This window comes from Chryseobacterium sp. Y16C (assembly GCF_022488405.1).
Lineage (GTDB): Bacteria > Bacteroidota > Bacteroidia > Flavobacteriales > Weeksellaceae > Chryseobacterium > Chryseobacterium geocarposphaerae.
Genome location: NZ_CP092711.1, coordinates 2318189 through 2342586, shown reverse-complemented (window position 1 = coordinate 2342586; position 24398 = coordinate 2318189). Strand labels below are relative to the sequence as shown.

26 protein-coding genes are annotated in these 24398 nt (G+C 34.9%); 18 read left to right on the top strand and 8 right to left on the bottom strand.

Going from position 1 to position 24398, the window contains the following annotated elements; all coding sequences use genetic code 11:
• The first annotated feature begins 2 nt into the window (after window positions 1-2).
• The 10 genes from MKS83_RS10375 to MKS83_RS10330 all read left to right on the top strand — a co-directional run bounded on the left by MKS83_RS10375 (window position 3) and on the right by MKS83_RS10330 (window position 8698).
• The gene (locus tag MKS83_RS10375; protein ID WP_240583110.1) at window positions 3-470 is read left to right on the top strand and encodes a hypothetical protein; all 468 of its coding nucleotides are present in this window, start codon (window positions 3-5) and stop codon (window positions 468-470) included.
• Window positions 471-520: 50 nt separating this feature from the next.
• Complete coding sequence (locus tag MKS83_RS10370) at window positions 521-1039, top strand: hypothetical protein (RefSeq protein WP_240583109.1); 519 nt, start codon at window positions 521-523, stop codon at window positions 1037-1039.
• 26 nt (window positions 1040-1065) lie between these two features.
• Window positions 1066-3222, top strand: a complete 2157-nt coding sequence (locus MKS83_RS10365; protein ID WP_240583108.1) for a TonB-dependent receptor — start codon at window positions 1066-1068, stop codon at window positions 3220-3222.
• A 220-nt stretch (window positions 3223-3442) separates the two neighbouring features.
• Window positions 3443-4093: a Crp/Fnr family transcriptional regulator gene (locus MKS83_RS10360; protein ID WP_240583107.1), complete on the top strand. Its 651-nt coding sequence runs from the start codon at window positions 3443-3445 to the stop codon at window positions 4091-4093.
• 135 nt (window positions 4094-4228) lie between these two features.
• Window positions 4229-5071 (top strand): DUF5777 family beta-barrel protein, encoded by an 843-nt coding sequence (locus MKS83_RS10355; RefSeq protein WP_240583106.1) that lies wholly within the window; start codon window positions 4229-4231, stop codon window positions 5069-5071.
• Between the two features lies 1 nt (window position 5072).
• Window positions 5073-5423: a hypothetical protein gene (locus tag MKS83_RS10350; protein WP_240583105.1), complete on the top strand. Its 351-nt coding sequence runs from the start codon at window positions 5073-5075 to the stop codon at window positions 5421-5423.
• 10 nt (window positions 5424-5433) lie between these two features.
• Window positions 5434-5979 carry a YceI family protein gene (locus tag MKS83_RS10345; protein WP_240583104.1) on the top strand — a complete coding sequence of 182 codons (546 nt, stop codon included), beginning with the start codon at window positions 5434-5436 and terminating at the stop codon, window positions 5977-5979.
• Window positions 5976-6503 carry an ankyrin repeat domain-containing protein gene (locus MKS83_RS10340; RefSeq protein ID WP_240583103.1) on the top strand — a complete coding sequence of 176 codons (528 nt, stop codon included), beginning with the start codon at window positions 5976-5978 and terminating at the stop codon, window positions 6501-6503. The genes MKS83_RS10345 and MKS83_RS10340 overlap by 4 nt, the downstream gene beginning before the upstream one ends.
• A 2-nt stretch (window positions 6504-6505) precedes the next feature.
• Window positions 6506-7291, top strand: coding sequence for a T9SS type A sorting domain-containing protein (locus MKS83_RS10335; RefSeq protein ID WP_240583102.1), 786 nt, complete (start codon window positions 6506-6508; stop codon window positions 7289-7291).
• A gap of 123 nt (window positions 7292-7414) precedes the next feature.
• Window positions 7415-8698 (top strand): ectonucleotide pyrophosphatase/phosphodiesterase, encoded by a 1284-nt coding sequence (locus MKS83_RS10330; protein WP_240583101.1) that lies wholly within the window; start codon window positions 7415-7417, stop codon window positions 8696-8698.
• Between the two features lie 79 nt (window positions 8699-8777).
• Here MKS83_RS10330 and MKS83_RS10325 read toward each other — a convergent pair whose 3' ends face one another.
• Window positions 8778-9662, bottom strand: a complete 885-nt coding sequence (locus MKS83_RS10325; RefSeq protein WP_240583100.1) for an NAD(P)H-binding protein — start codon at window positions 9660-9662, stop codon at window positions 8778-8780.
• Between the two features lie 99 nt (window positions 9663-9761).
• Here MKS83_RS10325 and MKS83_RS10320 point away from each other — a divergent pair, with 99 nt between their 5' ends.
• Window positions 9762-10127, top strand: coding sequence for a winged helix-turn-helix transcriptional regulator (locus MKS83_RS10320; RefSeq protein WP_240583099.1), 366 nt, complete (start codon window positions 9762-9764; stop codon window positions 10125-10127).
• Window positions 10128-10193: 66 nt separating this feature from the next.
• Here MKS83_RS10320 and MKS83_RS10315 read toward each other — a convergent pair whose 3' ends face one another.
• Entirely contained in the window at window positions 10194-11249 is a 1056-nt protein-coding gene (locus MKS83_RS10315; protein WP_240583098.1) for an NAD(P)-dependent alcohol dehydrogenase, read from the bottom strand.
• A 244-nt stretch (window positions 11250-11493) separates the two neighbouring features.
• Here MKS83_RS10315 and MKS83_RS10310 point away from each other — a divergent pair, with 244 nt between their 5' ends.
• Together MKS83_RS10310 and MKS83_RS10305 are read left to right on the top strand one after the other, a co-directional pair.
• Window positions 11494-12396, top strand: a complete 903-nt coding sequence (locus MKS83_RS10310; protein WP_240583097.1) for a helix-turn-helix domain-containing protein — start codon at window positions 11494-11496, stop codon at window positions 12394-12396.
• Window positions 12397-12463: 67 nt separating this feature from the next.
• Window positions 12464-13798: a carboxylesterase family protein gene (locus MKS83_RS10305; protein WP_240583096.1), complete on the top strand. Its 1335-nt coding sequence runs from the start codon at window positions 12464-12466 to the stop codon at window positions 13796-13798.
• Window positions 13799-13850: 52 nt separating this feature from the next.
• On the opposite strand, the gene MKS83_RS10300 is transcribed toward MKS83_RS10305, so the two are convergent.
• From MKS83_RS10300 to lpxK, 5 genes are all read right to left on the bottom strand, one after another.
• Window positions 13851-15323 carry an alpha-amylase gene (locus MKS83_RS10300; protein ID WP_240583095.1) on the bottom strand — a complete coding sequence of 491 codons (1473 nt, stop codon included), beginning with the start codon at window positions 15321-15323 and terminating at the stop codon, window positions 13851-13853.
• Window positions 15324-15367: 44 nt separating this feature from the next.
• Window positions 15368-16465: a DNA polymerase IV gene (gene dinB, locus MKS83_RS10295; protein ID WP_240583094.1), complete on the bottom strand. Its 1098-nt coding sequence runs from the start codon at window positions 16463-16465 to the stop codon at window positions 15368-15370.
• 87 nt (window positions 16466-16552) lie between these two features.
• Entirely contained in the window at window positions 16553-17068 is a 516-nt protein-coding gene (locus MKS83_RS10290) for a TlpA family protein disulfide reductase (RefSeq protein WP_240583093.1), read from the bottom strand.
• A 93-nt stretch (window positions 17069-17161) separates the two neighbouring features.
• Complete coding sequence (locus tag MKS83_RS10285; protein ID WP_240583092.1) at window positions 17162-17977, bottom strand: purine-nucleoside phosphorylase; 816 nt, start codon at window positions 17975-17977, stop codon at window positions 17162-17164.
• Complete coding sequence (lpxK, locus tag MKS83_RS10280) at window positions 17961-18986, bottom strand: tetraacyldisaccharide 4'-kinase (protein ID WP_100376747.1); 1026 nt, start codon at window positions 18984-18986, stop codon at window positions 17961-17963. Before lpxK ends, MKS83_RS10285 begins: the two co-directional genes overlap by 17 nt.
• 108 nt (window positions 18987-19094) lie before the next feature.
• Here lpxK and truA point away from each other — a divergent pair, with 108 nt between their 5' ends.
• The 5 genes from truA (at window position 19095) to MKS83_RS10255 (ending at window position 23585) form a co-directional block, all read left to right on the top strand.
• On the top strand, window positions 19095-19829 hold the full coding sequence (truA, locus tag MKS83_RS10275; RefSeq protein WP_240583091.1) for a tRNA pseudouridine(38-40) synthase TruA: 735 nt from the start codon (window positions 19095-19097) through the stop codon (window positions 19827-19829).
• 26 nt (window positions 19830-19855) lie between these two features.
• The gene (locus MKS83_RS10270) at window positions 19856-20188 is read left to right on the top strand and encodes a hypothetical protein (protein WP_240583090.1); all 333 of its coding nucleotides are present in this window, start codon (window positions 19856-19858) and stop codon (window positions 20186-20188) included.
• 62 nt (window positions 20189-20250) lie between these two features.
• The gene (locus MKS83_RS10265; protein WP_240583089.1) at window positions 20251-20838 is read left to right on the top strand and encodes a Crp/Fnr family transcriptional regulator; all 588 of its coding nucleotides are present in this window, start codon (window positions 20251-20253) and stop codon (window positions 20836-20838) included.
• Window positions 20839-20923: 85 nt separating this feature from the next.
• A complete protein-coding gene (locus MKS83_RS10260; RefSeq protein WP_240583088.1) occupies window positions 20924-21694 on the top strand; it encodes an alpha/beta hydrolase in 771 nt (256 codons plus the stop codon).
• 127 nt (window positions 21695-21821) lie between these two features.
• Window positions 21822-23585, top strand: coding sequence for an ABC transporter ATP-binding protein (locus MKS83_RS10255; protein ID WP_240583087.1), 1764 nt, complete (start codon window positions 21822-21824; stop codon window positions 23583-23585).
• A 70-nt stretch (window positions 23586-23655) separates the two neighbouring features.
• On the opposite strand, the gene MKS83_RS10250 is transcribed toward MKS83_RS10255, so the two are convergent.
• Complete coding sequence (locus MKS83_RS10250; protein ID WP_240583086.1) at window positions 23656-24321, bottom strand: DUF4919 domain-containing protein; 666 nt, start codon at window positions 24319-24321, stop codon at window positions 23656-23658.
• Window positions 24322-24398 lie beyond the last annotated feature (77 nt).

The following is a 24398-nucleotide window of genomic DNA, read 5'->3' as shown; positions in this document are numbered from 1 at the left end:
CAATGAATAATCAATTACTTTTAATATTATTTTGGATACTGGCTTCTTGCGGGAGGCCGGTATCTTCTGTATATCAGGAAAAAAATATATCGGTAATCTCTGCGGAAAAAACAGAATGGGTGGGAGGAAGAGCCGGTGTAAGAGGGATAATGTATACCGTAAAATTAAAAAAGAAAAATAATCAGGTTATTGCGGTAAAAACTTTACACGCAGAAGGCAATACAATTTCATTTGTACAAAGTAATTCTGAAGGTATAATTGTAATAAGAGGAAATTTACAATTAAACAATACAGAAGATAATGCTTTTGCTGATAAAATTACAACAGAAAAATCTACATCCCCAACATTAAATCCAAAAGATAATTGGATAGAGTATATAGTAAAAGATTCTAAGAAACTTTATAAGATAAACATTTCAAAGTTTATTTTAATTGAACCAGTAGGCGAATTAATTCCCAAAAGACAATAATATTTTTGAATAAAAAACTATTTTTTATTTTTATCTGCATTCCGGTACTCATGTTATTCAATAATGTGATCTATCATATTATTTCTCATGTGAAAAGAGAATTGTATGAAAATGTGCAATACAATATTTCGAACAAGCATTTCAGGAAATCTGAAACAATTTACTTCACAGAAAAAGATCTGGTAAAAGCGAAATGGAAAGAAGAAAAAGAATTTATTCTTAACGGATATTCTTATGATGTTATTGGCATCAGCATTATAAAAGGGAAAAAGTATTTTCTCTGTTATATAGATAAAAAAGATATCATCATTAATTCATTATTGACTTTTTCCGAAAAACTCAGAGTTAAGAAAATAAATGTAAGAAAGCAAATAGATTTGCCAGTGCATGAAAAAGCCATATCCAAAACATCCAGCTTTTTTATAGCTCTCGAAGATGATAATCTTAATGCTTTTAACACCTGTTATTTCAGAACACTGCCCAATCATTATATACAATTAGAAAATACACATCATTTATCCATTATTATTCCGCCTCCTGAAAAGAGTATTTACAGAAGGCGAATATAATTTAATGATAATAATTTTTTAATGTAATGAAAAGATATATAGGAATTGCAGCGGTATTATGCTGCGTAATTGTGAATGCTCAGCAGTCACAGGAAAGTACAATAGAAGAGGTGGCAATACAAGGAAGAAAAAAAATAAAACAGGAACGTGCCGAATTCAAAAGACACGGACAATCTGTAGAAACACTTTCTGAAGAAGAATTAAACAGAAACAATCCGGCTGCAATTGATCAGACATTATCAACAATGCCTGGTCTGCAAGTGGATAAGAGGACAAATTTCGGAGGTCAAAGACTTGTTGTACGCGGGTACGGAAATGACCAGAAGTTTAATAACTGGGGAGTAAAAGCATATTGGAATAATATGCCTTTAACAAACGCAGAAGGAATAACAATTCTAGATGATGTTGATTTTGCTAATGTAAACAATGTGGAAGTTATAAAAGGTCCGGCTGCTACAATGTATGGAGGAGGGGTTGGAGGTGCTGTACGCTTCTATACCCGTCCGGATTTCACAAAAGGAGTCTCGGTTTCGGAAAATGTAATGTTTGGAGCTTTTAAAACTTTTCAGTCCAGAACACAGTTGAATGTTGCAGATGAGAACTATTCTATTAATGCAGCGTATGGACATCTTGAAACGGATGGCTATAGGCCGAATGGGGGAGGATTAAAAAACTTTTTCAATATCAACGGAACTGTGAAACTTGGGAAAAAGGATCAGTTAAGCTTTTTTGCAAGTCAGGCTTACTCTTATGAACATACTTCAGGGCAAATTTCTTATGACGACTATTATGCTGGAATTGATAACGGAAATACAGCTTATATTAGTAAAAATGCAGGGACTAAAATAAAATCTACAAGAGTTGGATTAAGCAATACAGTAAATATTTTACCCAACCTGAGAAATTATACAACCTTATTCTACTATAACGGAAATACAGAAAGTGTTTCAGCTGGGGCTTACGGTATTACAAGTTCACCAAACGTAGGATTGCGTTCAACGTTTACCTTGAAAAATGAGTTCAATAATTTTGAAAACAAATTAGACTTTGGAACGGAAATTCAGAATTCTGTTTCTACTGCTTCAAGCTATCGTTTTGATGGTAAATTTCCTGATAACCCACTATTAACAACAGGAATTAACGGAGCTTCTTATTTTAAATATAACAATAATCAGTCGACCTACTTTGCAATAGACTATCTTACGTATAAACCATGGGGAGTAACTTTGCTGGCTGGAGTAAGTGCAAATAGAACGAATTACGACAGAAAAGACCTTTTCGCTTTGCCTGGATTAATTGCTGCACATACAAAAGATCAGTCATTTGAAAAAGATTATAAAGTTGCATATACACCACATTTTGCTTTACAAAAAGAATGGAAACACCAGATTTTTAATCTTAGCTATAGTGAAGGATATAATTCTCCTACAGCAGCTTCGTCATTTATAACCTATACGAATACAGCCAATGATGATCTGAAACCAGAGCGTGCAAAAATGATTGATTTCAGCGTGCATGGTTTATTGTTAAACACAAAATTGGATTATCAGGTTTCTGTATTCAGAATAGATTATTCTAATAAACTGACTCAATTGGTTATTCCTAATTCCGGTAACCAAACGTATTGGGCAAATACAGGAAGCCAGAAAAATAACGGACTGGAAGTGAGTGTCGGGTATCAGTATAAAAATGAAAATTCATTCATTAACAGAATTGTTCCGTTTGTAAACCTTTCTTATTATGATGCGAAATATAAAGACTTTAAAACAAGACTGGCAGGAGAAGACCGAGATTACATCCATAAAACGGTGGTAGGAGTTCCAAGAAATAAATATGCAATAGGTTTGGATATTTATACAAAACCCGGTTTTTATCTTGTGAATACATATAATTATTTAGGAGAAGTATATGCTGATTTTAATAATGACAGATTAGTAAAAGGTTTCGGGCTGCTGAATTCAAAATTAGGTTATAAAAAATCCTTTAATAAACTGGATTTGGATGTTTTTGTGATGGGAAATAATTTAACAAACCAGATTAATTATACATTCCTGTTCTTAGGAAACAGTATTAATGATTCAGATACAGGAAGTAATTATCCGAAAGGAGTCGCAACAGATCTCAATCCAGGCCCCCATAAATCATATTTCTTTTATGGTGCAAACCTGAAATACAGATTCTAAAATAAAAAAACTGTTTCATTTTTTTGAAGCAGTTTTTTATTATTTATCTTTTAAAAAGAAATGCTCAAATTAATTTTTATTTAATATTAAGCCTGTTTTTAATTGAACTCGGTATCTCAAATGAATAAAGTATGAATTTTTTCTATGGATAATAAAAGAATTTTAATTTTTTACGATTACAAATTTTGAATTTTATATATTTGTTGCCATATATGATTTAATGAATATGATAAATAACCAGTTTATTATTAATAAATTCGGGTTTTTGGGAGAAGATTTTTCAATGGAACTTCAAAAGAATGCATTTATTACCGATATTAAAGCTAAGACGGAAATTATTACAGAAGGGCAGAAGGTAAGATATGTTCCATTCCTGATAAAAGGTTCAATTAAGGTTTATTCTCTAAATGATGGAAGAGAGCTGATTTATTATTACGTAAGACCTAATGATAGCTGTTTGATGACTTTTTCATCTATTTTTGGTGATTATACCAGTAAAGTATATGCTTTAGCTGAAGAAGATTCTGAAGTAATGTTGGTTCCCGTGGCAGTTTTGCATGAGTGGCTGATTAGATTTCCTGAAATCAATAAACTTTTTTATCATGAATATGACAAAAGATTCACAGATATCATGAATATGGTCAATGATGCCGTTTTTCACAGGCTTGATAAAAGAGTATTAAATTATATCAAACAGCAGATTTTAATAACAGGAAGTAATCCTATAAAACTTACCCATAGGGAAATCGCCAGTAATTTAGGAACTTCCAGAGAAGTGGTAAGCCGTGTATTAAAAAAAGTTGAAAACGAAGGCGAAATTATTCAGACTAGAGAAGGTATAAAAATACCTGTTAATGAAAATGTTAGGTGACTCTAATAAATGTTATTTAATTATTTTAACAATCCGATTGATAAAAACAATTTTGTCGGTGACTTTTATCACCTGCTTTTGAAAGCATAAGTCTATAAGTTTGTTGTACTAATTTTTTAATAAAAAAATAAGCGTATGACAAAAACTTTCTTCTTTTTGTCAATGTTGGCTTCAAGTCTTGCTTTTGCACAGGAAGACTTGTTGAAGGATATTGATACTATTAAAACAAACACCGAAATTTCACAGCCTGCATTTAAGGCATTACAAGTCGTCACAGGCCAATCTACAAAGCTTCCTGCGAAAAATGAATGGTACATCGTTGTAGCCCATCGTTTTGGAGATGTAAGCAAAGGATTCAAAGATTTTTTTGGATTAGATGATGCTTCTACCAAATTAGGAGTAATCTATGGGGTAACAGACGGACTTTCATTAAATCTTTCCAGAGAAACAAATCAGAAAACCTTTGAGGGCGGTGCTAAATACAAACTGTTAAAACAAAGCGAAAATTTTCCGTTGGATATCGTTGGATATAATGTATTGGCGGTGAATACAGATCTTAGTAAAGATAATTACCCGGATCTTCAGTTTGGGGACAGGCTTTCTTATCTTACTCAGGCGTTAATTTCAAGAAGGTTTAATGATAAATTTTCTTTACAATTAACTCCTTCCTATGTCCACAAGAATCTTTATGAGCCGAGTATCGAAAATAAAGACCAGTTTCTTACAGGATTAGGAGGCCGTTATAAGATTTCAAAAAGAATTTCTATCAACGCAGAATATTTTGTGAATTTTGATAATCACAGTTTTTATAAAAATCCCCTGTCTTTGGGTATGGATATAGAAACCGGGGGACATGTTTTCCAGCTGTTATTTACCAATTCCCAGCTCAATTCTGATATTGGCTATCTTACCAATGCAACAGGAGATTGGGGAAAAGGACATATTTTCTTTGGGTTTAATCTTTATAGAGTTTTTTAATATGAAAAAGATAATGTACATATTTTCATTGGCAACTATTCTGATTGCTTGTGAAAGCAGAACCTATGAAGAAATCTCAGGATCCACGCCTATTGTAGAAAAAGTAACCTATAATAAAGATGTAAAACCTCTTATAGATGCAAATTGTATCGTTTGCCATTCAGCGGGAGGGTCAGCTTCTTTTCAGCCCTGGACGAGCTATACCCAAGTGAAAAATCATATTGATAATATTTTAGACAGAATACAAAGGCCTGTCGGAGATCCTCAGAAAATGCCACAAGGAGGGGCTCTGTCTCAATCACAGATCAATATTTTTATTAAGTGGAAAACAGACGGACTTATTGAAAATTAAACTGAATAATATGAAAAAATTAATCATACTAACCGTTTCGTTACTTTTTGCAAACGTTGTTTCAGCTCAGAAATACAGCTCAAAAACAGGGAAAGTAACTTTTGAAGCTTCTGTTCCTCTATTTGAGGATGTTTTTGCCCAGGATGACAATAATATTGTTGTATTGAATGCAGATACAGGAGATATAGCTTCCGTTTCTGCAGTTAAAAACTTTCATTTCAAAGTGAAACTCATGGAGGAGCATTTTAACGAAAGCTATGCAGAAACTGCAAAATACCCGAAAACCACTTTCTCAGGAAAGATTTTAAATTTTGATAAAACCAAATTGAGTTCAAATCCACAGAAATATACCATACAGGGAACATTAAACTTTCATGGAGTGGATAAAGCGTATACCTCCAATGCAAGTATTTATGCTAAAGATGGCAAAATTTATATATCTGGTGGCTTCATAGCAAAATCAGCGGATCATAAAGTAACAATCCCTAAAATGGTTACTAAGAAAGTGGCTGAAAATGTAAATGTTCAATACGATTATATCCTTACAAAACAATGAAAAACCTGATCTTCATAATAAGTGTTTTTCTGAGTTTCACATTTGTGTCTGCTCAGGAAAAAGCAAAGTCAATTTTTGATATTGCCAGAAGCGGAACTGTTGCTGAAGTTCAGGAACTGATGAAGAAAAATCCGGATATCATTAATACAATCAATGAAAATGGATTTTCTCCACTAATATTAGCTTGCTATAGGGGAAATAATGCTGTTGCAGAATTTTTAATAGATCATGTGAAAGATGTTAACTACGGCAGTACACAGGGTTCTGCACTTACTGCTGCCGTTTTTAAAAGTAATAAGCAACTCACTCAAAAATTATTGGAAAAAAGAGCCAATCCCAATCTTGCTGATACGAACGGGACTACCCCGTTAATTTATGCAGTTCAGCTTCAGGATAAAGATCTGGTGGCCATTTTACTGAAAAATAAAGCAAACAAAGAACTGGCAGATAAACAAGGGAAAACAGCATTTGAATATGCTATCTTCTCAAAAAATCACGAAATTATTAACTTATTAAAAAATTAAGTATGAAGCGAGTATTATCTTCTTTACTATTAATAGCAGGATTTTTAGCATCTTCTCAGCAAAAATCTACAGGAATTATGACATGTACTGTTGGTACAAGATCCGTGACGGCTAATATTACTTTAAACAATACAACCAATAAAGTTAGATTAGATTTGACGGGGCCTTCCGACAGATGGTTTGGATTTACATTCAGAAGTGGTGCAAACGCTGGTATGTCCGGAGATCCTACTGATGCTTTGACTTATAGTGATGTGGGATTTAATGACAGAAACCTTGGTGGTATTGGAGTTTATAATTCAGATACTCAGGATTGGACGGTGGTTACTGCCCCTTCTATATCAGGTTCAACGGTTTCCATGTCGTATGAACGTAATTTAACAACTTCAGATGGAGCTAATGATTATCAGTTTAATTATGCTACAGCCAGTACCATATCTGCCAAATGTGTCATTACAGGTACAGCAGGTTTAACAATAAGTCCACATGGAGGAGCTGCCAATACATCTGTCACAAGCGGAACTTTTGGAGTATTAGGAGTTAATGATGCAGAGTTAGAAAGCAAAACTATTAAAATGTATCCAAATCCTGCCAAAGAAACAGTAAACTTTAAAAATGCTGATCATATCAAGTCAGTTGATATTTATGAATCCACAGGACGAAAAGTGAAAACTGTAAAAGTAGAAGGTGGGAGTATCAGTATTTCAGATCTGAGATCAGGAAGTTATTATTTAGAAATTACCCAGAAAGATGGAACATTGTCCTATGAAAAATTGATAAAAGAATAGATAGAAGCCACTGAAAAGTGGCTTTTTTATTTAAATGTATTCTAAAAAATGCTTTTAATGTTTTTTTAACCCGGGAAATTTTTATGTCAAACTTTACAGAAGTAACTTTGCAAAAAATTTATAATGAAGCGAGGATTACAATTTTTACTGTTGATTTTTTCATTGACGGTTTTTGCCCAGAAAGAAACAGTTGATACAGCACAAATCGTTATTCCCAACAGATACAATAGTGCTGAAGCCCAGACAAAGCCTTATGTGATCATGATTTCAACAGATGGATTTCGCTATGATTATGCTAAAAAATACAACGCAGAAAATCTTCTGAAATTTTCAAATGAAGGAGTTCAGGCTAAAGCAATGATTCCAAGTTATCCTAGTATTACTTTTCCGAATCACTGGACTTTAATCACCGGACTTTACCCTTCTCATCACGGTTTGATCGATAATTATTTTTACGATTATAAAAGAAAAGAACCATACGCAATGAGCAATAAAAAGAATGCTGAAGATGGAAGCTGGTATGGTGGAACTCCGCTATGGAGTTTAGCTGAAAGGCAGGGAATGGTTTCTGCTTCAATGCAATGGGTAGGTTCTGCGAGTGATGCAGGTGGAAAAAGGCCTACCTATTACTACCCTTATCACGAAAAATTTACTCCATCAGAAAAAGTTGGCAAAGTAATTAACTGGCTGAAGCTCCCTATGGATAAAAGACCACATTTTATCTCCTTATATTTTCCTGAAGTTGATGGAAGTGGACATCACTTTGGCCCCGATACCAAGGAAACAGAAGATGCTGTTCATCTGGTTGATAACGCTATTGGAGAATTAGTTCAAAAAGTAAATGCTTTAGGATTAAAAAATGTAAATTTTGTTTTTGTTTCAGACCACGGAATGATAAAAGTAGACGGTGGAAATCCTTTGGAAATTCCTTTGTTGCTTTTAGATAAAAACAGATTTGATATTTATAATTCCCAGACTTTACTAAGAGTTTATGTTAAAAATCCTGCTGAGGTTAAAAAAACATATAAAGAATTAAAAGCAAATAAAACCGAAGATTATGAGGTATATTTAGACAAAAGGCTCCCAAAATATCTTCACTTTGGAACAAAAGACGATAGATACAATAGAATAGGACAGATCTTATTGATTCCGAAAGCTCCAAAAGTATTCTTGGAAAAGGGAAAGAAAGCTTCCATTGGGAAACATGGGTATAACCCAAGAATCGTTCCTGAAATGAAAGCTACTTTCTTCGCTTGGGGCCCAGACTTTAAAAATAACCTGGTGATTGATGAATTTGCTAATATAAATGTATATCCTTTGGTTGCTGAAATTTTAGGATTGAAGATTGAGCAGCCAATTGACGGGAGATTGAAAATCTTAAAGGCAACATTGAAAGAAAAGAAATAATTTGAATTAATCATAAGTATAATAGTTTCGGCGAGCCAAAGGCTCGCCGAAACCAGTTTTAAAAATTTCAATGAAGAAATTATGAATTAAACTTATTGGCAAATTCTTTAGCATATTCCTCTAATTTAATCTTCCCGTCAACCACAGAACCATGTTCAATAAAATCTTTCTGCACAACTCCGGTTCTGATTCCTCTTCCCATTTCCGTATATAATTCTGCAATTTCCTGAGGAAGTCCGGCTTGTAACATTCCGTTTAACGATTCTTCGTCTTTAAACTCAACCCAAGGAAGTTCAGGTTTTCCGATGGCATTTCCAAAAGTTTTGGCAATATCTGAAGCGGTTCTCACGTCACTTACTATATATCTTACATTTTTCCCTTCAGAATTTTTTGTTAATTCTTCTGCAGCAGCTTTCGCAATATCTTTCGGATGAACTAAAGGAACTTCTGTATGACCAGGGTAGTTTCCTCCTATAATTCCTGCATTTTTAATCAATGGTATATCGTTAAAGAAATTGATGTAGAAATATCCAGCTCTTAAAAAAGTTAAAGAGGTATTTTCTAATTCATTATAAAGTTTTTCGATAAAATGGAGACCTTTGATTGGCCCGTTTTCAACCGGAGATTCGGCACCGATGCTGCTTAACATTACAATCTTTTTTATTCCTGCCTGTTTGATTGCTTCAGCATAATTTTTTCCTGCATTGACAGTATTTTTAACAATATTTTCGAAACCCATATTGGGTGGCGTCATCAAAAAGACAGCATTATTCCCCCTAAAAGTTTCAATTAGGAAACCTAAATCGATGATTGAACCAATAGCTGCTTTTGCACCTAAATTTTCGATTTCAGCTTTTTTAGTTTCGTTACTGCTGATTACAGTAATATCGTGTCCTTCTGCAATTAACTGCTTAATAAGAGGTCTGGCTACATTTCCTAATGAACCTGTAATAACAATTTTCATAATATTTGTATTATTTGTTAGTAATTATTTTTTTATTTCCTGATACAAAGGTATATTTGTACTTACTTTTATACAAGTACTTACCCTAAAGTATGTATTATGACAGCAATTAAAGAAAGTTCAACCATTCAGCAGAACAAGAAATATGCACTCGATTCTTGTCCGGTAACGTATGTAATGGAAAAAATCGGTGGTTTTTGGAAGCCCATTATTTTATATCATCTTTCAGGAGGTGATAAAAGATACAGTGAACTAAAACGTGCAATTCCGGCGGTGACGGAAAAGATGCTGATTCAGCATCTGAAACAATTGGAAAATGATGGATTGGTCATAAGAACTGCAAAACCAGTCGTACCACCTCATGTAACCTATGAGTTAAGTAAAGCGGGAAAAGGCTTGATTCCTGTTATCAATTCAATGGCAGAGTGGGCATTTGAAGATATGGATGGAAAATACAGGAATTAATTAAATTCTTACTATAAGCAAAAAAGACTCTCCGGAGAGAGCCTTCCTGTTAAAATATACGAAGAATTACAAAGATTGCATATCAATTACGAAACGATATTTTACATCGCTTTTCAGCATTCTTTCATAAGCGTTATTGATATCCTGAATTTTAATTAATTCAATATCAGAAACAATATTGTGTTTTCCACAGAAATCAAGCATTTCCTGAGTTTCAGCAATGCCTCCGATCAAAGAACCTGCAACAGAACGGCGTTGGAAAATCATAGGTCTTGTACTTGGGGACTCGTTCTCAAATTCGCCTACAAATCCTACTAATACCAAAGTTCCGTTTAATGCAACAGTCTGCATATAAGGATTGATGTCATGTTCATAAGGAACAGTATCAATAATCAGATCGAATTTTGCAGCTACTTCTTTCATTTGAGCGTCATCTGTAGAAATTACCACGTGATCTGCTCCCAATTTCTTAGCGTCTTCGGTTTTTCCCGGAGTTCTTGAGAATAAAGTCACTTCAGCTCCCAGACCTTTTGCCAGCTTAATGGCCATATGTCCCAAACCTCCTAAACCTACCACGGCAACCTTAGAGTTCGGTCCAACATTCCAGTGTCTCAAAGGTGACCAAGTAGTAATTCCTGCACATAGAAGTGGTGCCACTGCAGCCAGATCCAGGTTTTCAGGAACGCTTAATACAAAATGTTCATCCACAACCACTTTCTGGGAATATCCACCGAAAGTATGTCCTCCCAAATGTTTGTCCTTTCCGTTGTAAGTTCCGGTGAAACCATTTTGGCAGTATTGTTCCAGATCGTGTTTACAGCTGTCGCAGTGTCCGCAGGAATCTACCATACAACCAACAGCGGCTAAGTCACCGACCTTAAATTTGGAAACTTCGCTTCCTACATTGGTGATTCTTCCTACAATTTCGTGTCCCGGAACAACAGGATACATCGATCCACCCCAGTCATTTCTTGCAGTGTGAAGATCTGAGTGACAAACTCCGCAATATAGAATTTCAATTTCCACATCTTTAGCTGTTACTACTCTTCTTTCAATGTTAATTTCTGCTAAATCTGCAGTTTTGGATTCTGCTCCATAAGCTTTTACCGTGAGTGTGCTCATTTATTTTTTAGTTTAAGTGTTAATTAAGTTGAGTTTTAAATTTGTGTTGAAGGATCATTAAAAGAATGTTTAATTTACGATTAAAATATATTAGTAGGATTAAATATTCTTGTCATGGATACAAAAGTCGAAACTTTTAGAGCAACTCAGCTTATATAAATTACGGAAAGATGTACCAATTTTACAGTCTTCATAAAATGTCAGCCGGGAAAATGGTAATTTTGAATAAAATAAAATATACTTCATGGAAAATCAGAAGGTTGAAATATTTAATACAGTTGCGGAATACAATAAAATGATGAATCATGAAACGATGCATCCGTTAATAAGTGTAGTTGATTTTTCTAAAGCGAACCCTATTTGCCAGTATATTAGGAAATTTGGATTTTATACGGTTTTCTTAAAAGATGTGATGTGTGGAGATATGCTGTATGGAAAGCACAGCTATGATTATCAGGAAGGAACGCTGGTCTTTATTGCTCCGGGACAGACTTATGGAATTTATAATGCAGATACTTATATTCAGCCTGCGGGTTTTGCCTTAATTTTTCATCCTGATTTATTGAAAGGAACCAATTTGGGCAAAAATATCAACAACTATAATTTCTTTTCTTACGAAGTTCATGAAGCATTGCACCTTTCAGAAAAAGAAAGGGAAATTATTCTGGAATGTTTTAAAAATATAAAGCATGAACTGGAACAGCCTATTGATAAACATAGTAAATCCTTAATTGTAAACAATATTGAATTGTTTTTAAATTATTGTATGCGTTTCTATGACCGGCAGTTTATTACAAGAGATCATATCAATCAGGGAGTTATCGGTAAATTTGAAAATCTGCTGAATGAGTATTTAAAATCTGACAAACCTAAAAACTTAGGCTTTCCTATGGTCAACTATTTTGCCGAGCAGCTCAACCTTTCGGCCAATTATTTTGGGGATTTGATCAAAAAAGAACTCGGAATTTCTGCACAGGAATATATCCACAATAAATTGATTGATGTTGCCAAAGATCAGATTTTTGATGCGGAAAAATCCATCAGTGAGATTTCTTATGACCTAGGCTTTAAATATCCTCAGCATTTTACAAGACTGTTCAAAAGTAAAGTGGGAGTGTCTCCCAGTGAATACAAAACCTTAAATTAAGGTCAAACAAAAAAGTTGTAAATTGAAGTTGAAAAATCTGGAGCCTTTGCTCACTATTTGAAACCCGATGACATCACAGCAAAACATTAAAACTCGTACTTTTCAAACCTCTTTCGGGAAAATTTTAGCTTTAAAAGAAAATGGAGTTATTAAAGCTAAGAGTATTCGTTATGCAACATCAGAAAGATATCAGAAGCCCGTTCCGGCAGAATATTCGTCAGATGTTACTTTTCCCGATAAAACCCCGGTTTGTCCGCAGAAAATAAGTCCGCTTCTGGAACGACTCATTGGGAAAACGGACATTGAAAAGTTTCATGCTGATGAATCCACGCAATATTTAACAGTTACCCGTCCTGAGATTTTTAAAGAAAATGAAAAACTTCCTGTGGTAGTCTGGATTCATGGCGGTTCTTATGAAGTTGGTTGTGGAGATCTTCCCACTTCAGATCCTTCGGTTTGGGTAAAGGAGCAAAATATTATTGTAGTTTCTGTTTCTTATCGCCTTGGACTTTTCGGTTTTCTAGGCGGTGATGAAAAAAGACCTCCGAATTTGGGACTTTTTGATATCATTGAAGCTTTAAAATGGATCAAAAATAATATTGAAAGCTTTGGAGGAAATCCTGAAAACATTACACTTTTCGGACAGTCTTCCGGAGGAGATGCAATTGCGCATTTAATGATTTCGGAAGACATTGAAAATTTGTTCCAAAGACTCATTATTCAGAGTGCTCCTCTTGGTTTTCGTCTTAAAAGAAGCAAAATGTCTCTTGAGTTTTTTCAGAAAACGGCATTCTTAAAAGATGAAGAAGATCCTCTGAAAATGACGGAAAGCTATTCAAAATTTTTGCCGTCATTTATGAGATACGGATTAAAAACCTCCATGCCTTTTTGTACACAATATGGATACCCGCCTTTGTGTAAAGAAGAAGAAAGCTTTCCGAAATGGAAAGAAAATGCTAAAAAGTATGATGTACTGATAGGTTTAAATCATGATGAAACAGCTTTTTATGTAAAAACAGCTAAAGAAGGACTGTACACGTACCTCCACGAAAAAATTCTCAACAGGATTGTTCGGAAAACCACAGAATCTATCTACGAAAACCCCGCAAATATTTTCGCCCGAAACTATGCGGAGGGAGGCGGGAATATTTATCAGTTTAAGATTCATTCCAGAATAAAAAATAATTATATCGGAGCTTCCCATTGTATCGATCTTCCGTTAATTTTTGAAAATGAAACGGCATGGAAAGACTCGGAATTACTAAAAGATGTGCCCTGGAAGCATATCCGGGAAAATGGAAAAAAACTTCGGGCACTTTGGGCCGAATTTGCCAGAACCGGAAAAATTTCTGAAGACTCGGAAAAACCTGAAATTCTGGAGCTAAGAAAGGTTAGCCTTTAAAAACGATACTATTCACATTATTCAGCATACCTACGACTTAATAATTCCAAAATTATTCAGGAATCCAAACACTCACGTTTCCTGCCGGAACAGGGAAATTCCCCCAGCCATTTTCATCAATCGTTACTTTTTCCTTAAATCTTTTCAAGAGATCATGAAACTTTTTTCCGGAGTATTGTTTTCCGACCTCCATAGGTTTATTATAGGCATCTTTATTGCTGATCACAACAGCGCAGCCGGTATGTTCCTGATCTCCTTCCCGAATCCAGCCCAGGCAATTGGCGTCTTCAAAATAATCCCTTTGAGCTCCGTAAGCATGATCTTTTCGGGCTTTTAGCAGTTCTTCAATCTTATCGACTTTAGGAAGAAAAATTTCCTGATCATTCCCTGTTCCATCTTTATCTACATAATGAGCGCCATATAAATCAGGATAAAAAACACATGGATAACCTTTTTCCCTAAGTAAAATCAGTGCGTAAGCAATAGGTTTGAACCATGACTCTACGGGAGCTTCCAGTTTCTGTAAGGGCTGTGTATCATGATTATCCACTAAAGTAACGGAATGTATAGGATCTGCTAATGTTAAGGTTTCATCAAAAATTCGTCGCAAGTCATAAGAACCGCCTTCTTTGGAGGCTGTATGGAAATTATTCTGCAAAGAACTGTCAAATAAGCTCATGCAGCCTTCTGTTACTTCAAGATATTTCTGAAGCAGATGCAGATGTCCGGGAGCCCAGTATTCACCTACGGCAAAAATATTTTTTCCGGAATTGGAACGTAATAAAGTGAGCCATTCTTTGTAAAAATCAAAAGAAATATGCTTCAAAGCGTCGAGTCTTACTCCGTCAAAATCGGTCTGATCAAAATACCATTTGGCCCAATAATTCAGCTCTTCACGTACATGAGGATTCCGATGCTCAATATCATTGAACATAAGGTAATCATAATTTCCTTTTTCATCATCAATCATTTCTTCCCAGTCATTTCCGTATTCAGATTGAATTTTATAGATATGTTTATCCATGCCCTCTGCATAATCTGTTCCGCTGAAGCAGGTGAAATTCCATTCGAATTCTGAATATTTTTTTCCTCTTCCCGGGAAAGTAAATTTAGTATAGGACTGTATTTCAAAAACATCAGAAATCACTTTTTCACGGTTGTTTTCATCTACTTTTACCACTTTAAAGGTTTCCAGCTCATCACCACCGCCTTTATGTCCCAGTACAATATCAACAATGATTTGAATATTATTTTTCTTGAGGGTTTTAATGGCCTTTAAATACTGATCTTTTGTTCCATATTTGGTAGGGATGGTTCCTTTCTGATCAAATTCCCCGAGATCAAACAGATCGTACGTATCATAGCCAATAGAATAGCCTCCGTTTGCGCCTTTGTAAGCAGGTGGGAACCAAACTGATGTGATTCCTAATTTGGATAAATATTTTGCCTGTTTTTCAGCTTCTTGCCAAAGTTTTCCGTTCCCTTCCGAGTACCAGTGGAAGAATTGAATCATAGTCTGGTTCATACTTTGTAAAATTTGGTTTCTACAAGATAGTGAAAATTTACAAACTATTGATCTTCAAATTCTTTAAACGGGATTTTTAGTTGAACAGAAACCAGCTTTTGATCTTCAGTATTCAAATGGGATAGCGAGAGTCCGAGTAAACGGACAGGTTTGTCGAACGGACGAAGTTCCCAGAGTTTTTTTCCGGTATTGAAATATTGGTCTGCCGAAGAAAAATATTCTTCTTTAGTAATGCTTCTTGTAAAAAGAGAGAAATCTTTATATTTAATTTTTAACGTTAAGGTTCGGCCGAGAATATTATTTTTTTGTAATCTTAAATGAAGTTCTGTGCTTAAACTCTCCAGCTTTTCATTGATTTGCTGTTCATCGAAAAGATCCTCAAAAAAAGTTCTTTCAACGGCCACACTTTTCTGTATGCGATGAGGTTTTACTTCAGAATGATGAATTCCGCGGACGACATTGTAGTAATACCCACCAGATTTGCCGAACATTCTGGTCAGATCCTCAATAGATCTTTTCTTTAAATCTTTTCCTTTAAAAATTCCCAAGCTGAACATTTTGTTAGCTGTAACTTTTCCTACTCCATAAAACTTTTCGACAGGCAATTCCTCTAAAAAGGCTTCAATTTTGTCAGGATGAATCGTTTTTTGTCCGTTCGGCTTATTAATATCAGAAGCTACTTTAGCTAAAAATTTGTTGACCGAAATTCCGGCAGAAGCGGTAAGTCCGGTTTCGTTAAATATTTTCTGCCGGATTTCCTTTGCAATCTGATTGGCAGATTCTATTCCTTTTTTATTTTCAGTTACATCAAGATATGCTTCATCTAATGAAAGTGGTTCTACAAGATCTGTATATTCATAAAAAATCTCCCTTATTTTCCTTGAAATTTCTTTATACCGTGCAAAGCGTGGCGGAACAAAAATAAGATGGGGACATTTTTCTTTGGCTATTTTACTGGGCATCGCAGAACGAACTCCAAATTTTCTGGCTTCATAGCTGGCTGCAGAAACCACACCGCGGTGTCCGCCACCGACAGCAATGGGTTTTCCTCTTAACGCAGGATTGTCATGCTGCTCTACGGAAGCATAAAATGCATCCATATCGACATGAATTATTTTGCGGATAGGAAAAGGAAAATCCATATCACAAAGATATGGATTCCTGTATTTTCTTATTATAGTTTTAGAGTGCAATGAGATTCTTAATCTCAATCTTAGCCTAAACTTTATTTATTTTAACAGCTTGTCAATTGTAGTCTGAATTTCAGGATCTTCAGGAGAAATGGCATAGTATTTTGCAATAGCAGATTTTTGATCAATCACCATATATCTGGGAATCCAGTTGAGATCAACATAATTGTTGAAATCATTTTTCCAGCCGGAAGCAAACCAATAATTTTCTTTGTCTTTCATTTCAAATCTTTCCAAGCTTTTATCAAAACCTTCTTTGGAGCGATCGAGCGATAGGAATACGAAATCAATATTTTTATTGTTTTCTTCCAGTTCTTTAGCTTTAGGAAGTGCTTTCAGACAATCTCTGCACCAGCCTGCCCAGAAATCAATAACCAATACTTTTCCTTTATGCTGATCCAAAATTTGCTGAATAGTAATGCTTTTTCCATCTTCGTCTTCTACTTTCTGCTGTAATGCTTCTTTGGAAAAACCGGTTTTAAGGACTTTTGGAATATCCTGAGAATACCCCAGTCCAAAAATACTTAATGCAAAAATTAATACTAATTTTCTCATTGTTTCAATTTCATTTTATGCAAATCTAAACAATGAAACGCAATTTGAGATCAGTTTCTTATGAATTAGAAAAAATTTATAGATTGAGATTGTCTATTGATAGTTTTTCACCAAACCTTTTACCAAAGTGATGACATTAGGCATGGCTTTATTAGCTGCATTTAAAACTTCTTCGTGAGAAACAGTGAAGGCGATATCCGGTCCTCCCAAATCAGTAATTACGGAAACACAGAAAACATCCATATTCATGTGTTTGGCAACAATTACTTCAGGAACGGTACTCATACCCACCATATCACCACCGATTGCTTTTATCATTCCGTATTCTGCCGGAGTTTCAAAAGTTGGCCCTTGTAAAGCAACGTAGATGCCTTGGTGAACTTTAATATTGTTCTCTTTGGCAAATTGCTCTGCAACAGAAATCATTTTTTTGTTGTAAGGCTCACTCATATCAACGAAGCGAGGTCCCAGTTCATCTATATTTCTGCCACGAAGCGGATGTTCAGGCATCATATTGATATGGTCTTTTACCATAACAATATCAGCGATGTTATAATTGGGATTTACCCCGCCGCAAGCATTAGAAAGAATTAAATTTTGAATGCCTAACAAATTAAAAACCCTGATAGGAAAAGTCACTGTTTCCATGGAATGGCCTTCATAGTAATGAAAGCGGCCGCTCATCATCAGTACTTTTTTGCCTTCCAAGATTCCGTAGATCAATTTTCCGCTGTGACCAACAACAGTGGTTTGCGGAAAATTAGGAATGTCTTTGTATTCAAGAATGGAAATGGCTTCCACTTCATCCTGAAGCTTTCCTAACCCGGAACCTAAAACGATGGCGAAATCAGGAGTTTCCCGAATAATATTTTGGATAAACCCGGCGGTTTGCTTAATTTTTTCTAACATAATCTAAGATGATTTGATTGAATTCTTCTTTCTTATCAATGATCACATTAATAGGCCAGTAGTAAACAATATCTCTAAGATAGTCAAAAGTTTTAAGACGTACGTAATCTTTTTCTGTGGTTAAGATTAATTTATATTCGCCCAGTTTTTTGTATTCGGCAACAATTTTTTTAATATCGTCATCCGTAAAATTATGATGATCTCTGAATTTTAAATGCTTTACCCTTTGTGAAAATTTGGCTAGGTGCTGCAACAAAGGTTTTGGATTGGCAATTCCAGTAATTAATAGAATATCATAATAATTCAGGTTGTTGTCCGGAAGCATTTTTTCTTTTCCGTACACATTTTCGTCATAGCCAATCGATGAAAAGAATACTTTCTGGGTACGATCCGGTCGTATTCTCGAGATATAATATTGCTTGGTTTCTTCCGTAAGTTCATCAGGACATTTGCTGACCATAATAATGTCTGCTCTTCTGGCGCCTGCTCTGGATTCTCTTAAATCTCCTGCCGGAAGTAAATGATCTTTAAAATAAGGATCATTAAAATCGGTCATTAAAATATTGAACCCAGGTTTTATAGCTCTGTGCTGCATGGCATCATCCAGTACAAGCACATCAAGATCCATATCGGCAATGACTTTCTTAGCTCCGGGAACTCTTTCTTCGGAAACAGCAATGACAAAACGGTTTTTGAAACGCTCAAACAACTGCATCGCTTCATCACCCACCATTTTATAGTTGCTGTCGTAGTTCGTTACTTCATAACCTTTGGTAACTCTTCCATAGCCACGTGAAAGCACTCCGGTTCTATAGTGTTTTGATAAAAACTGAGCAAGATACATCACCATTGGTGATTTTCCACTTCCGCCCACAGAAAGATTTCCGACACAGATAATCGGAGTTTTGAATTTTGTAGATTTAAAAATCCCCAAATCATACATTGTGTTCCGGATACCCGTTACCAAATGATAACCGAGGGAAAAAGGATAAAGGTACCATCTTTTCATACGTATGCAAAAATAGGAATTTCAACATCATTTTGTCTCATATTCACAACGACTTTTCAACAAATATTTTATTAAATTAAAGTATTTTTGTAAAGTTAAACTATTACATTGAGGTATTTTATTGAATTTTCTTACAACGGTAAAAATTATTTCGGTTATCAGATTCAGCCGAATGCGATTTCTGTGCAGGAAGAATTGGAAAAAGCACTTTCCACTATTTTAAGGGAAGAAATTAAGACAACGGGAGCGGGGAGAACGGATACCGGCGTTCATGCGAAGAAGATTTTCGCCCATTTTGATACAGAAAAAGTTTTAGATGATGATCTTCCCAGAAAATTGAATAGCTTCCTTCCACCGGATATTTCCATTAAAAGAATTTTCCAGGTGAAAGATGGTTTTCATGCCAGATTTGATGCTACATTCAGAACTTATGAGTACTATATTTCGTTGGAGAAAAATCCGTTTACGGAAGAATTGGCTTGGCAACACTGGAGAAAACCTTTGGATATTGATAAAATGAATGAAGCCTGTAAAATTTTATTTGAGTATGAAGATTTTACAAGTTTTGCAAAATTGCATACCGACAACAAAACTAATCTTTGCAAGATGTACAAAGCGGAGTGGGAGCAAAATGGAAGTGAATTGAAATTCACCGTTTCGGCGAACCGTTTTTTACGGAATATGGTGAGAGCAATTGTCGGAACGATGGTTGAAATAGGTTCAGGAAAAATAAAGCCTGAAGATTTACGAAAAGTAATTGAAGACAAACATCGTAATTCTGCAGGAACTTCCGCGCCCGCTCATGGGTTGTATCTGGTGGATGTGGGATATGAATTTGAATAAAAAACATATAAAAAACTAATAACATTATGATGTCAATTTTTATTTTAATCGGAGCTTATAGATATTATGCTGGGCTCGCTGAAAGATTTGGAAAAACTAAATGGCATTTTGGACTGCTTGCAATTGCTATTTACTTGGGATTTCAAGTCGGATTTCTTTTTTTTTATGGATTTTATCAGGGAATTACCGATTCATATAATGAGAATGATTATAGAGGTTTTTCTTTAATTAATATAATAAGCTGGTTAATTGCTATTGCGGCTGTTTATGGCTTTTATAGAATTTTAGAGAATAAATTTAAAAAAGAAAACATAAAAAAACCTTCTTTAGAAATCGAAGAAATTGGCAAAACAGAATAATATATTATGGTGACTTGATATTTCAAAGTCACCATTTTAATTGTATATAAAAACTAAAAACCATGGAAGAAATAGAAAGATTAGCTTTTGCATTGAATCATTTTGCGGGACTTTCAGAAGATGATTTTAAATTATCCGAAGATTTCTGGCTTCCCAAAGATTACAGGAAAGGAGATTTTTACAACCTTCACGGAACGGTTTGTACTTATTTGGGATTTATTGTTGACGGCGTTTTTCGTTCTTATACGATAGATGAAAAGACCGGAGAAGAAAAAAACGTTTTTTTGTATTCGGCCAATGGTTTTGTGGTTTCCTTTAAAAGTTTCATTAATCAGATTCCATGTGATTATCATACTCAGGCTTTAACGGATGCTTCCATTATTTACATCCGGTATACAGATTTGCTTTCACTATATCAGAAATCGCATCGGTGGGAAAAGTTTGGTAGACTTCTGGCACAGGAAGCTTTTAATGTTACGATGAGTCGCATAGAAGGATTTATTTTAAAATCTCCTGAAGAACGGTATTTAGATCTTATTAAACAGCATCCTGATATTTTCAACAATGTTCCGTTGTATCATATTTCCTCGTATTTAGGAATACAGGGACCGTCTTTAAGCAGAATCCGGAAAAGAATTTCGGGTAAGTAGTACGATTTTAACCAAGGTTAAAATTATCCTCATTTTATTCGCGGAACTTTGTCTCATAATTTAAAACCAATAAAAAATAAAAGTTATGAAAACAAAAACTATCGTATTGATTCATGGGCTATTTGTGAATAATACAGGCTGGAAAGAATGGAAAACTTATTTCGAAGCACAAGGCTACACTGTACACACTCCTGCTAATCCGGGACATCATGGTGATCCGAAAGAACTGAAAAAGAATATTCCGGCAGATTTGAAAGATGTAGGTTTTGATGATGTTGTTGCCTATTTATCCCTATTTATTGACACATTACCTGAAAAACCGATTGTAATCGGACATTCATTCGGAGGATTGATGGTTCAGAAACTGATTGATATGGGAAAAGCGGTTGCCGGGGTAAGTATCGACGGAGCGCCTCCAAAAAATGTAATGGCTCCTTTTTCTACCGTGAAAATCGTTTGGCCTGTGGTGAATTTCTTTAAAGGGAACACCGTATTTATGGGTTCAAAAGAATGGTATCATAAAGCATTTTTCAATAATTATTCTAAAGAAGAAAGTGATAAGCTATATGAAACGGTGGCTGCTCCTGAAAGCAGAAAACTGGCAAAAGATCCGTTGTTTAAATCTTCTGCAAAATTAGATTTAAAGAAACCTCACGAACCTTTATTGTTCATTGCCGGTGAAAATGACCATATTTTTCCGGCGGAGTTTTCAAGAAAAATTGCTGGTGCTTATCAGGATAAAAACAGTATTGTCGACTTTAAAGCATTTCCCGGAAGAAGTCATTTCATTGCAGGGGAGAAAAACTGGGAGGAAGTCGCAGGATATATTCTGGACTGGCTGAAAAAAGTCAATTAATATTCATAGCATAAATAACAGCTATCTGAAATTTTCATGAGTATTTAATGAAGTTGTAAAGGCTGAGAAATTTGAAAGTCTTATTTTTGCAGAGAATTTTATTTTAATTCTTTCTTCAATTCGTACAATGAAAAAACAAGATACCTGGGGAATTATCAAGCGGCTGTTCTTTATTGGGATGAAGTTTCGTTCTTGGTTCATCATTACGCTGATTATCTCCATCTTACTGGCAATGGTTTCCACGTATAGGCCTTATCTCACTATGGAAGTTGTGGATAATGATATTACGAAGCTAAAAGACAAAGCGCTCATGATGCAGCATATCTATCTGTTGGTAGGTCTGGTCTTTGCCGAAACAATCTTGAACTTTTTCTTAGTCTATTTCTCCAACTATATCTCGCAAAATGTAATCAGAGATATCAGAGAAAGGCTTTACGGGAAGTTGATCTATTTTAAGACATCATTTTTTGATAAAACTCCGATCGGGCAACTGGTGACAAGAGCCGTAGGTGACGTTGAAACAATCGCAACAGTTTATACAGACGGTTTTCTGATGGTTTTCGGAGATGTGCTAAGGATCATTTTTGTACTGGTAATGATGTTCAGTACGAATGTTCACCTGAGTTACATTACATTGGCTATTTTGCCTTTAATGGTTATTATCACAAGGTTTTTCCAGAAAAGGCTGAAGAAGGCTTTTGGAGATGAAAGAAACTGGACTGCGAATCAGAACTCTTTTGTTCAGGAAAGATTAGCCGGAATGTCTATTATTCAGGTTTTTAATAGACAGGAATCTGAGTTTAAAAAATTTGATGATATTAATATTACTCTGAAAGGAGCTTTATTGAGAACTGTATTTATTTTCTCATTGTTCTTCCCTGTAGTGGAGTTGATCTCTTCACTTTTTATCGGATTTATTCTTTTCTACGGGGGCTATATTACCATCAGTGCGGGAGTGGTAATTGCATTTATTCAGTATATTTCCATGTTGATTCGTCCGTTAAGACAGATCGCGGACCGATTTAATAATATTCAGCGAGGAATTGTAGGAGCCGAAAGAGTATTGGGGTTGATGGATGAAGACTATGCAATGCCGAATACGGGAACGGTAAAAAAAGACCATTTTGACGGGAAAATTGAATTCCATAACGTTCGTTTTGCCTATGATGATAAGCAGGAAGTTCTAAAAGGAATTGATTTCAAGGTTAATCCAGGAGAAACGGTAGCAATTGTAGGGGCAACCGGAGCCGGAAAATCTACCATTATCAGCTTAATTACAAGATTGTATGATATTAATTCAGGAAATATCCTTATTGATGATGTTAATCTTAAAGACTATGAATTATACAATCTGAGAAGTCATATTGGAGTTGTATTGCAGGATGTGTTCCTGTTTCATGGAAGTATTTTTGAGAACCTTGCGTTTGGTGACGAAACTATCACTTTAGATAAAATAAAAGCAGGAGCAAAAGAAATTGAGGTAGACCAATTTATAGAGCAGCTTCCGGGAGGATATGATTATGTAGTAAGTGAAAGAGGTTCATCCATTTCATTAGGGCAAAGACAATTATTATCGTTTCTAAGAGCTTATTTATCTGATCCGAAAATTTTAATTCTGGATGAAGCCACCTCATCTATAGATCATGAAAGTGAAAAATTAATTCAGAGAGCGACAGAAAAGATCACTAAAAACAGAACGTCAATTATTATTGCACATCGACTTTCTACGATAGAAAAAGCCGATAAAATTATCGTAATGGAACACGGAAAGATCGTTGAAGAAGGAAGACATCTGGAGCTTTTAGACAAAAACGGATATTATGCAACATTGTATAAAGCTCAGCTAAGACATGAAGTGGAAATGGAGGAGGAACAAGAAGAATCAAAATAAATGATATTTAAATATAAAATAAAGGTTTTAAAATCAACATTGATTTTAACCTTTATTTTTTTTGGACTGATTAAAATTTCCCGTAAAATATACTTACGTCAAAATATAAGCCGGGTACTTTATACTTATCCTTTTCAAATTCTATATAGTCACATTTTCCGGAGTAGCTTTGAGATTGAGTTTCCATCTGAAACATATTTAAAAGAACGTATTCATCCGGTACTGCAATCACATGAAATCCTGTTTCGCATTTTTGACCGTCACCGGAAGATAAAACAGCATCCAGCAACCCGTGGAAATTTTTAGACATTTTCTTTGCTGTAACCTCATCTTTGTTGAGGTGATAAAGGTAAGCCAGATAATTCATGGCACGAAGGTTAAACGGATTTTCTTCCAGCTCTTCAGTGAAAAGTTTAATTCCTTTTGGAAAATCTTTCTCAGTAACCTCACCAAGATAATACTTTTTCAGCTCGTCATTGTTCTTACTGATTTTATAAGGTTTATAGTTTTTCTGGAAAGTAAAACCAAAATAAAGATGTCTGTAATGCTCATTGGTAAGCAGGGTATCATTCTCTTTTAGCCTTTTTAAAACACGGGGGTAATAAAATTCAGAACTTTTATCTTCTATATTCTTTTTGATCAATGAATAATCAGGAGCCTGAAACTCTGTTTTCTGGGCTTGCAGTGATACAGATAAACTAATGAAGAATAAAATAAAAAGTGCTTTAATATTCATGATTGCAAAAGATTTCTTTCGGATGTAAATATAAGGAATGTGTATGGATATTGTAAAAAAGGTTTTTATTTTACATT

What these genes read in the sequence shown, in the direction of transcription:
- MKS83_RS10375 (WP_240583110.1), top strand. Translation starts at nt 3, where the DNA reads ATGAATAATCAATTACTTTTAATATTATTTTGGATACTGGCTTCTTGC.
- MKS83_RS10370 (WP_240583109.1), top strand. Translation starts at nt 521, where the DNA reads ATGTTATTCAATAATGTGATCTATCATATTATTTCTCATGTGAAAAGA.
- MKS83_RS10365 (WP_240583108.1), top strand. Translation starts at nt 1,066, where the DNA reads ATGAAAAGATATATAGGAATTGCAGCGGTATTATGCTGCGTAATTGTG.
- MKS83_RS10360 (WP_240583107.1), top strand. Translation starts at nt 3,443, where the DNA reads ATGAATATGATAAATAACCAGTTTATTATTAATAAATTCGGGTTTTTG.
- MKS83_RS10355 (WP_240583106.1), top strand. Translation starts at nt 4,229, where the DNA reads ATGACAAAAACTTTCTTCTTTTTGTCAATGTTGGCTTCAAGTCTTGCT.
- MKS83_RS10350 (WP_240583105.1), top strand. Translation starts at nt 5,073, where the DNA reads ATGAAAAAGATAATGTACATATTTTCATTGGCAACTATTCTGATTGCT.
- MKS83_RS10345 (WP_240583104.1), top strand. Translation starts at nt 5,434, where the DNA reads ATGAAAAAATTAATCATACTAACCGTTTCGTTACTTTTTGCAAACGTT.
- MKS83_RS10340 (WP_240583103.1), top strand. Translation starts at nt 5,976, where the DNA reads ATGAAAAACCTGATCTTCATAATAAGTGTTTTTCTGAGTTTCACATTT.
- MKS83_RS10335 (WP_240583102.1), top strand. Translation starts at nt 6,506, where the DNA reads ATGAAGCGAGTATTATCTTCTTTACTATTAATAGCAGGATTTTTAGCA.
- MKS83_RS10330 (WP_240583101.1), top strand. Translation starts at nt 7,415, where the DNA reads ATGAAGCGAGGATTACAATTTTTACTGTTGATTTTTTCATTGACGGTT.
- MKS83_RS10325 (WP_240583100.1), bottom strand. Translation starts at nt 9,662, where the DNA reads ATGAAAATTGTTATTACAGGTTCATTAGGAAATGTAGCCAGACCTCTT.
- MKS83_RS10320 (WP_240583099.1), top strand. Translation starts at nt 9,762, where the DNA reads ATGACAGCAATTAAAGAAAGTTCAACCATTCAGCAGAACAAGAAATAT.
- MKS83_RS10315 (WP_240583098.1), bottom strand. Translation starts at nt 11,249, where the DNA reads ATGAGCACACTCACGGTAAAAGCTTATGGAGCAGAATCCAAAACTGCA.
- MKS83_RS10310 (WP_240583097.1), top strand. Translation starts at nt 11,494, where the DNA reads ATGGAAAATCAGAAGGTTGAAATATTTAATACAGTTGCGGAATACAAT.
- MKS83_RS10305 (WP_240583096.1), top strand. Translation starts at nt 12,464, where the DNA reads ATGACATCACAGCAAAACATTAAAACTCGTACTTTTCAAACCTCTTTC.
- MKS83_RS10300 (WP_240583095.1), bottom strand. Translation starts at nt 15,323, where the DNA reads ATGAACCAGACTATGATTCAATTCTTCCACTGGTACTCGGAAGGGAAC.
- dinB (WP_240583094.1), bottom strand. Translation starts at nt 16,465, where the DNA reads ATGGATTTTCCTTTTCCTATCCGCAAAATAATTCATGTCGATATGGAT.
- MKS83_RS10290 (WP_240583093.1), bottom strand. Translation starts at nt 17,068, where the DNA reads ATGAGAAAATTAGTATTAATTTTTGCATTAAGTATTTTTGGACTGGGG.
- MKS83_RS10285 (WP_240583092.1), bottom strand. Translation starts at nt 17,977, where the DNA reads ATGTTAGAAAAAATTAAGCAAACCGCCGGGTTTATCCAAAATATTATT.
- lpxK (WP_100376747.1), bottom strand. Translation starts at nt 18,986, where the DNA reads ATGAAAAGATGGTACCTTTATCCTTTTTCCCTCGGTTATCATTTGGTA.
- MKS83_RS10270 (WP_240583090.1), top strand. Translation starts at nt 19,856, where the DNA reads ATGATGTCAATTTTTATTTTAATCGGAGCTTATAGATATTATGCTGGG.
- MKS83_RS10265 (WP_240583089.1), top strand. Translation starts at nt 20,251, where the DNA reads ATGGAAGAAATAGAAAGATTAGCTTTTGCATTGAATCATTTTGCGGGA.
- MKS83_RS10260 (WP_240583088.1), top strand. Translation starts at nt 20,924, where the DNA reads ATGAAAACAAAAACTATCGTATTGATTCATGGGCTATTTGTGAATAAT.
- MKS83_RS10255 (WP_240583087.1), top strand. Translation starts at nt 21,822, where the DNA reads ATGAAAAAACAAGATACCTGGGGAATTATCAAGCGGCTGTTCTTTATT.
- MKS83_RS10250 (WP_240583086.1), bottom strand. Translation starts at nt 24,321, where the DNA reads ATGAATATTAAAGCACTTTTTATTTTATTCTTCATTAGTTTATCTGTA.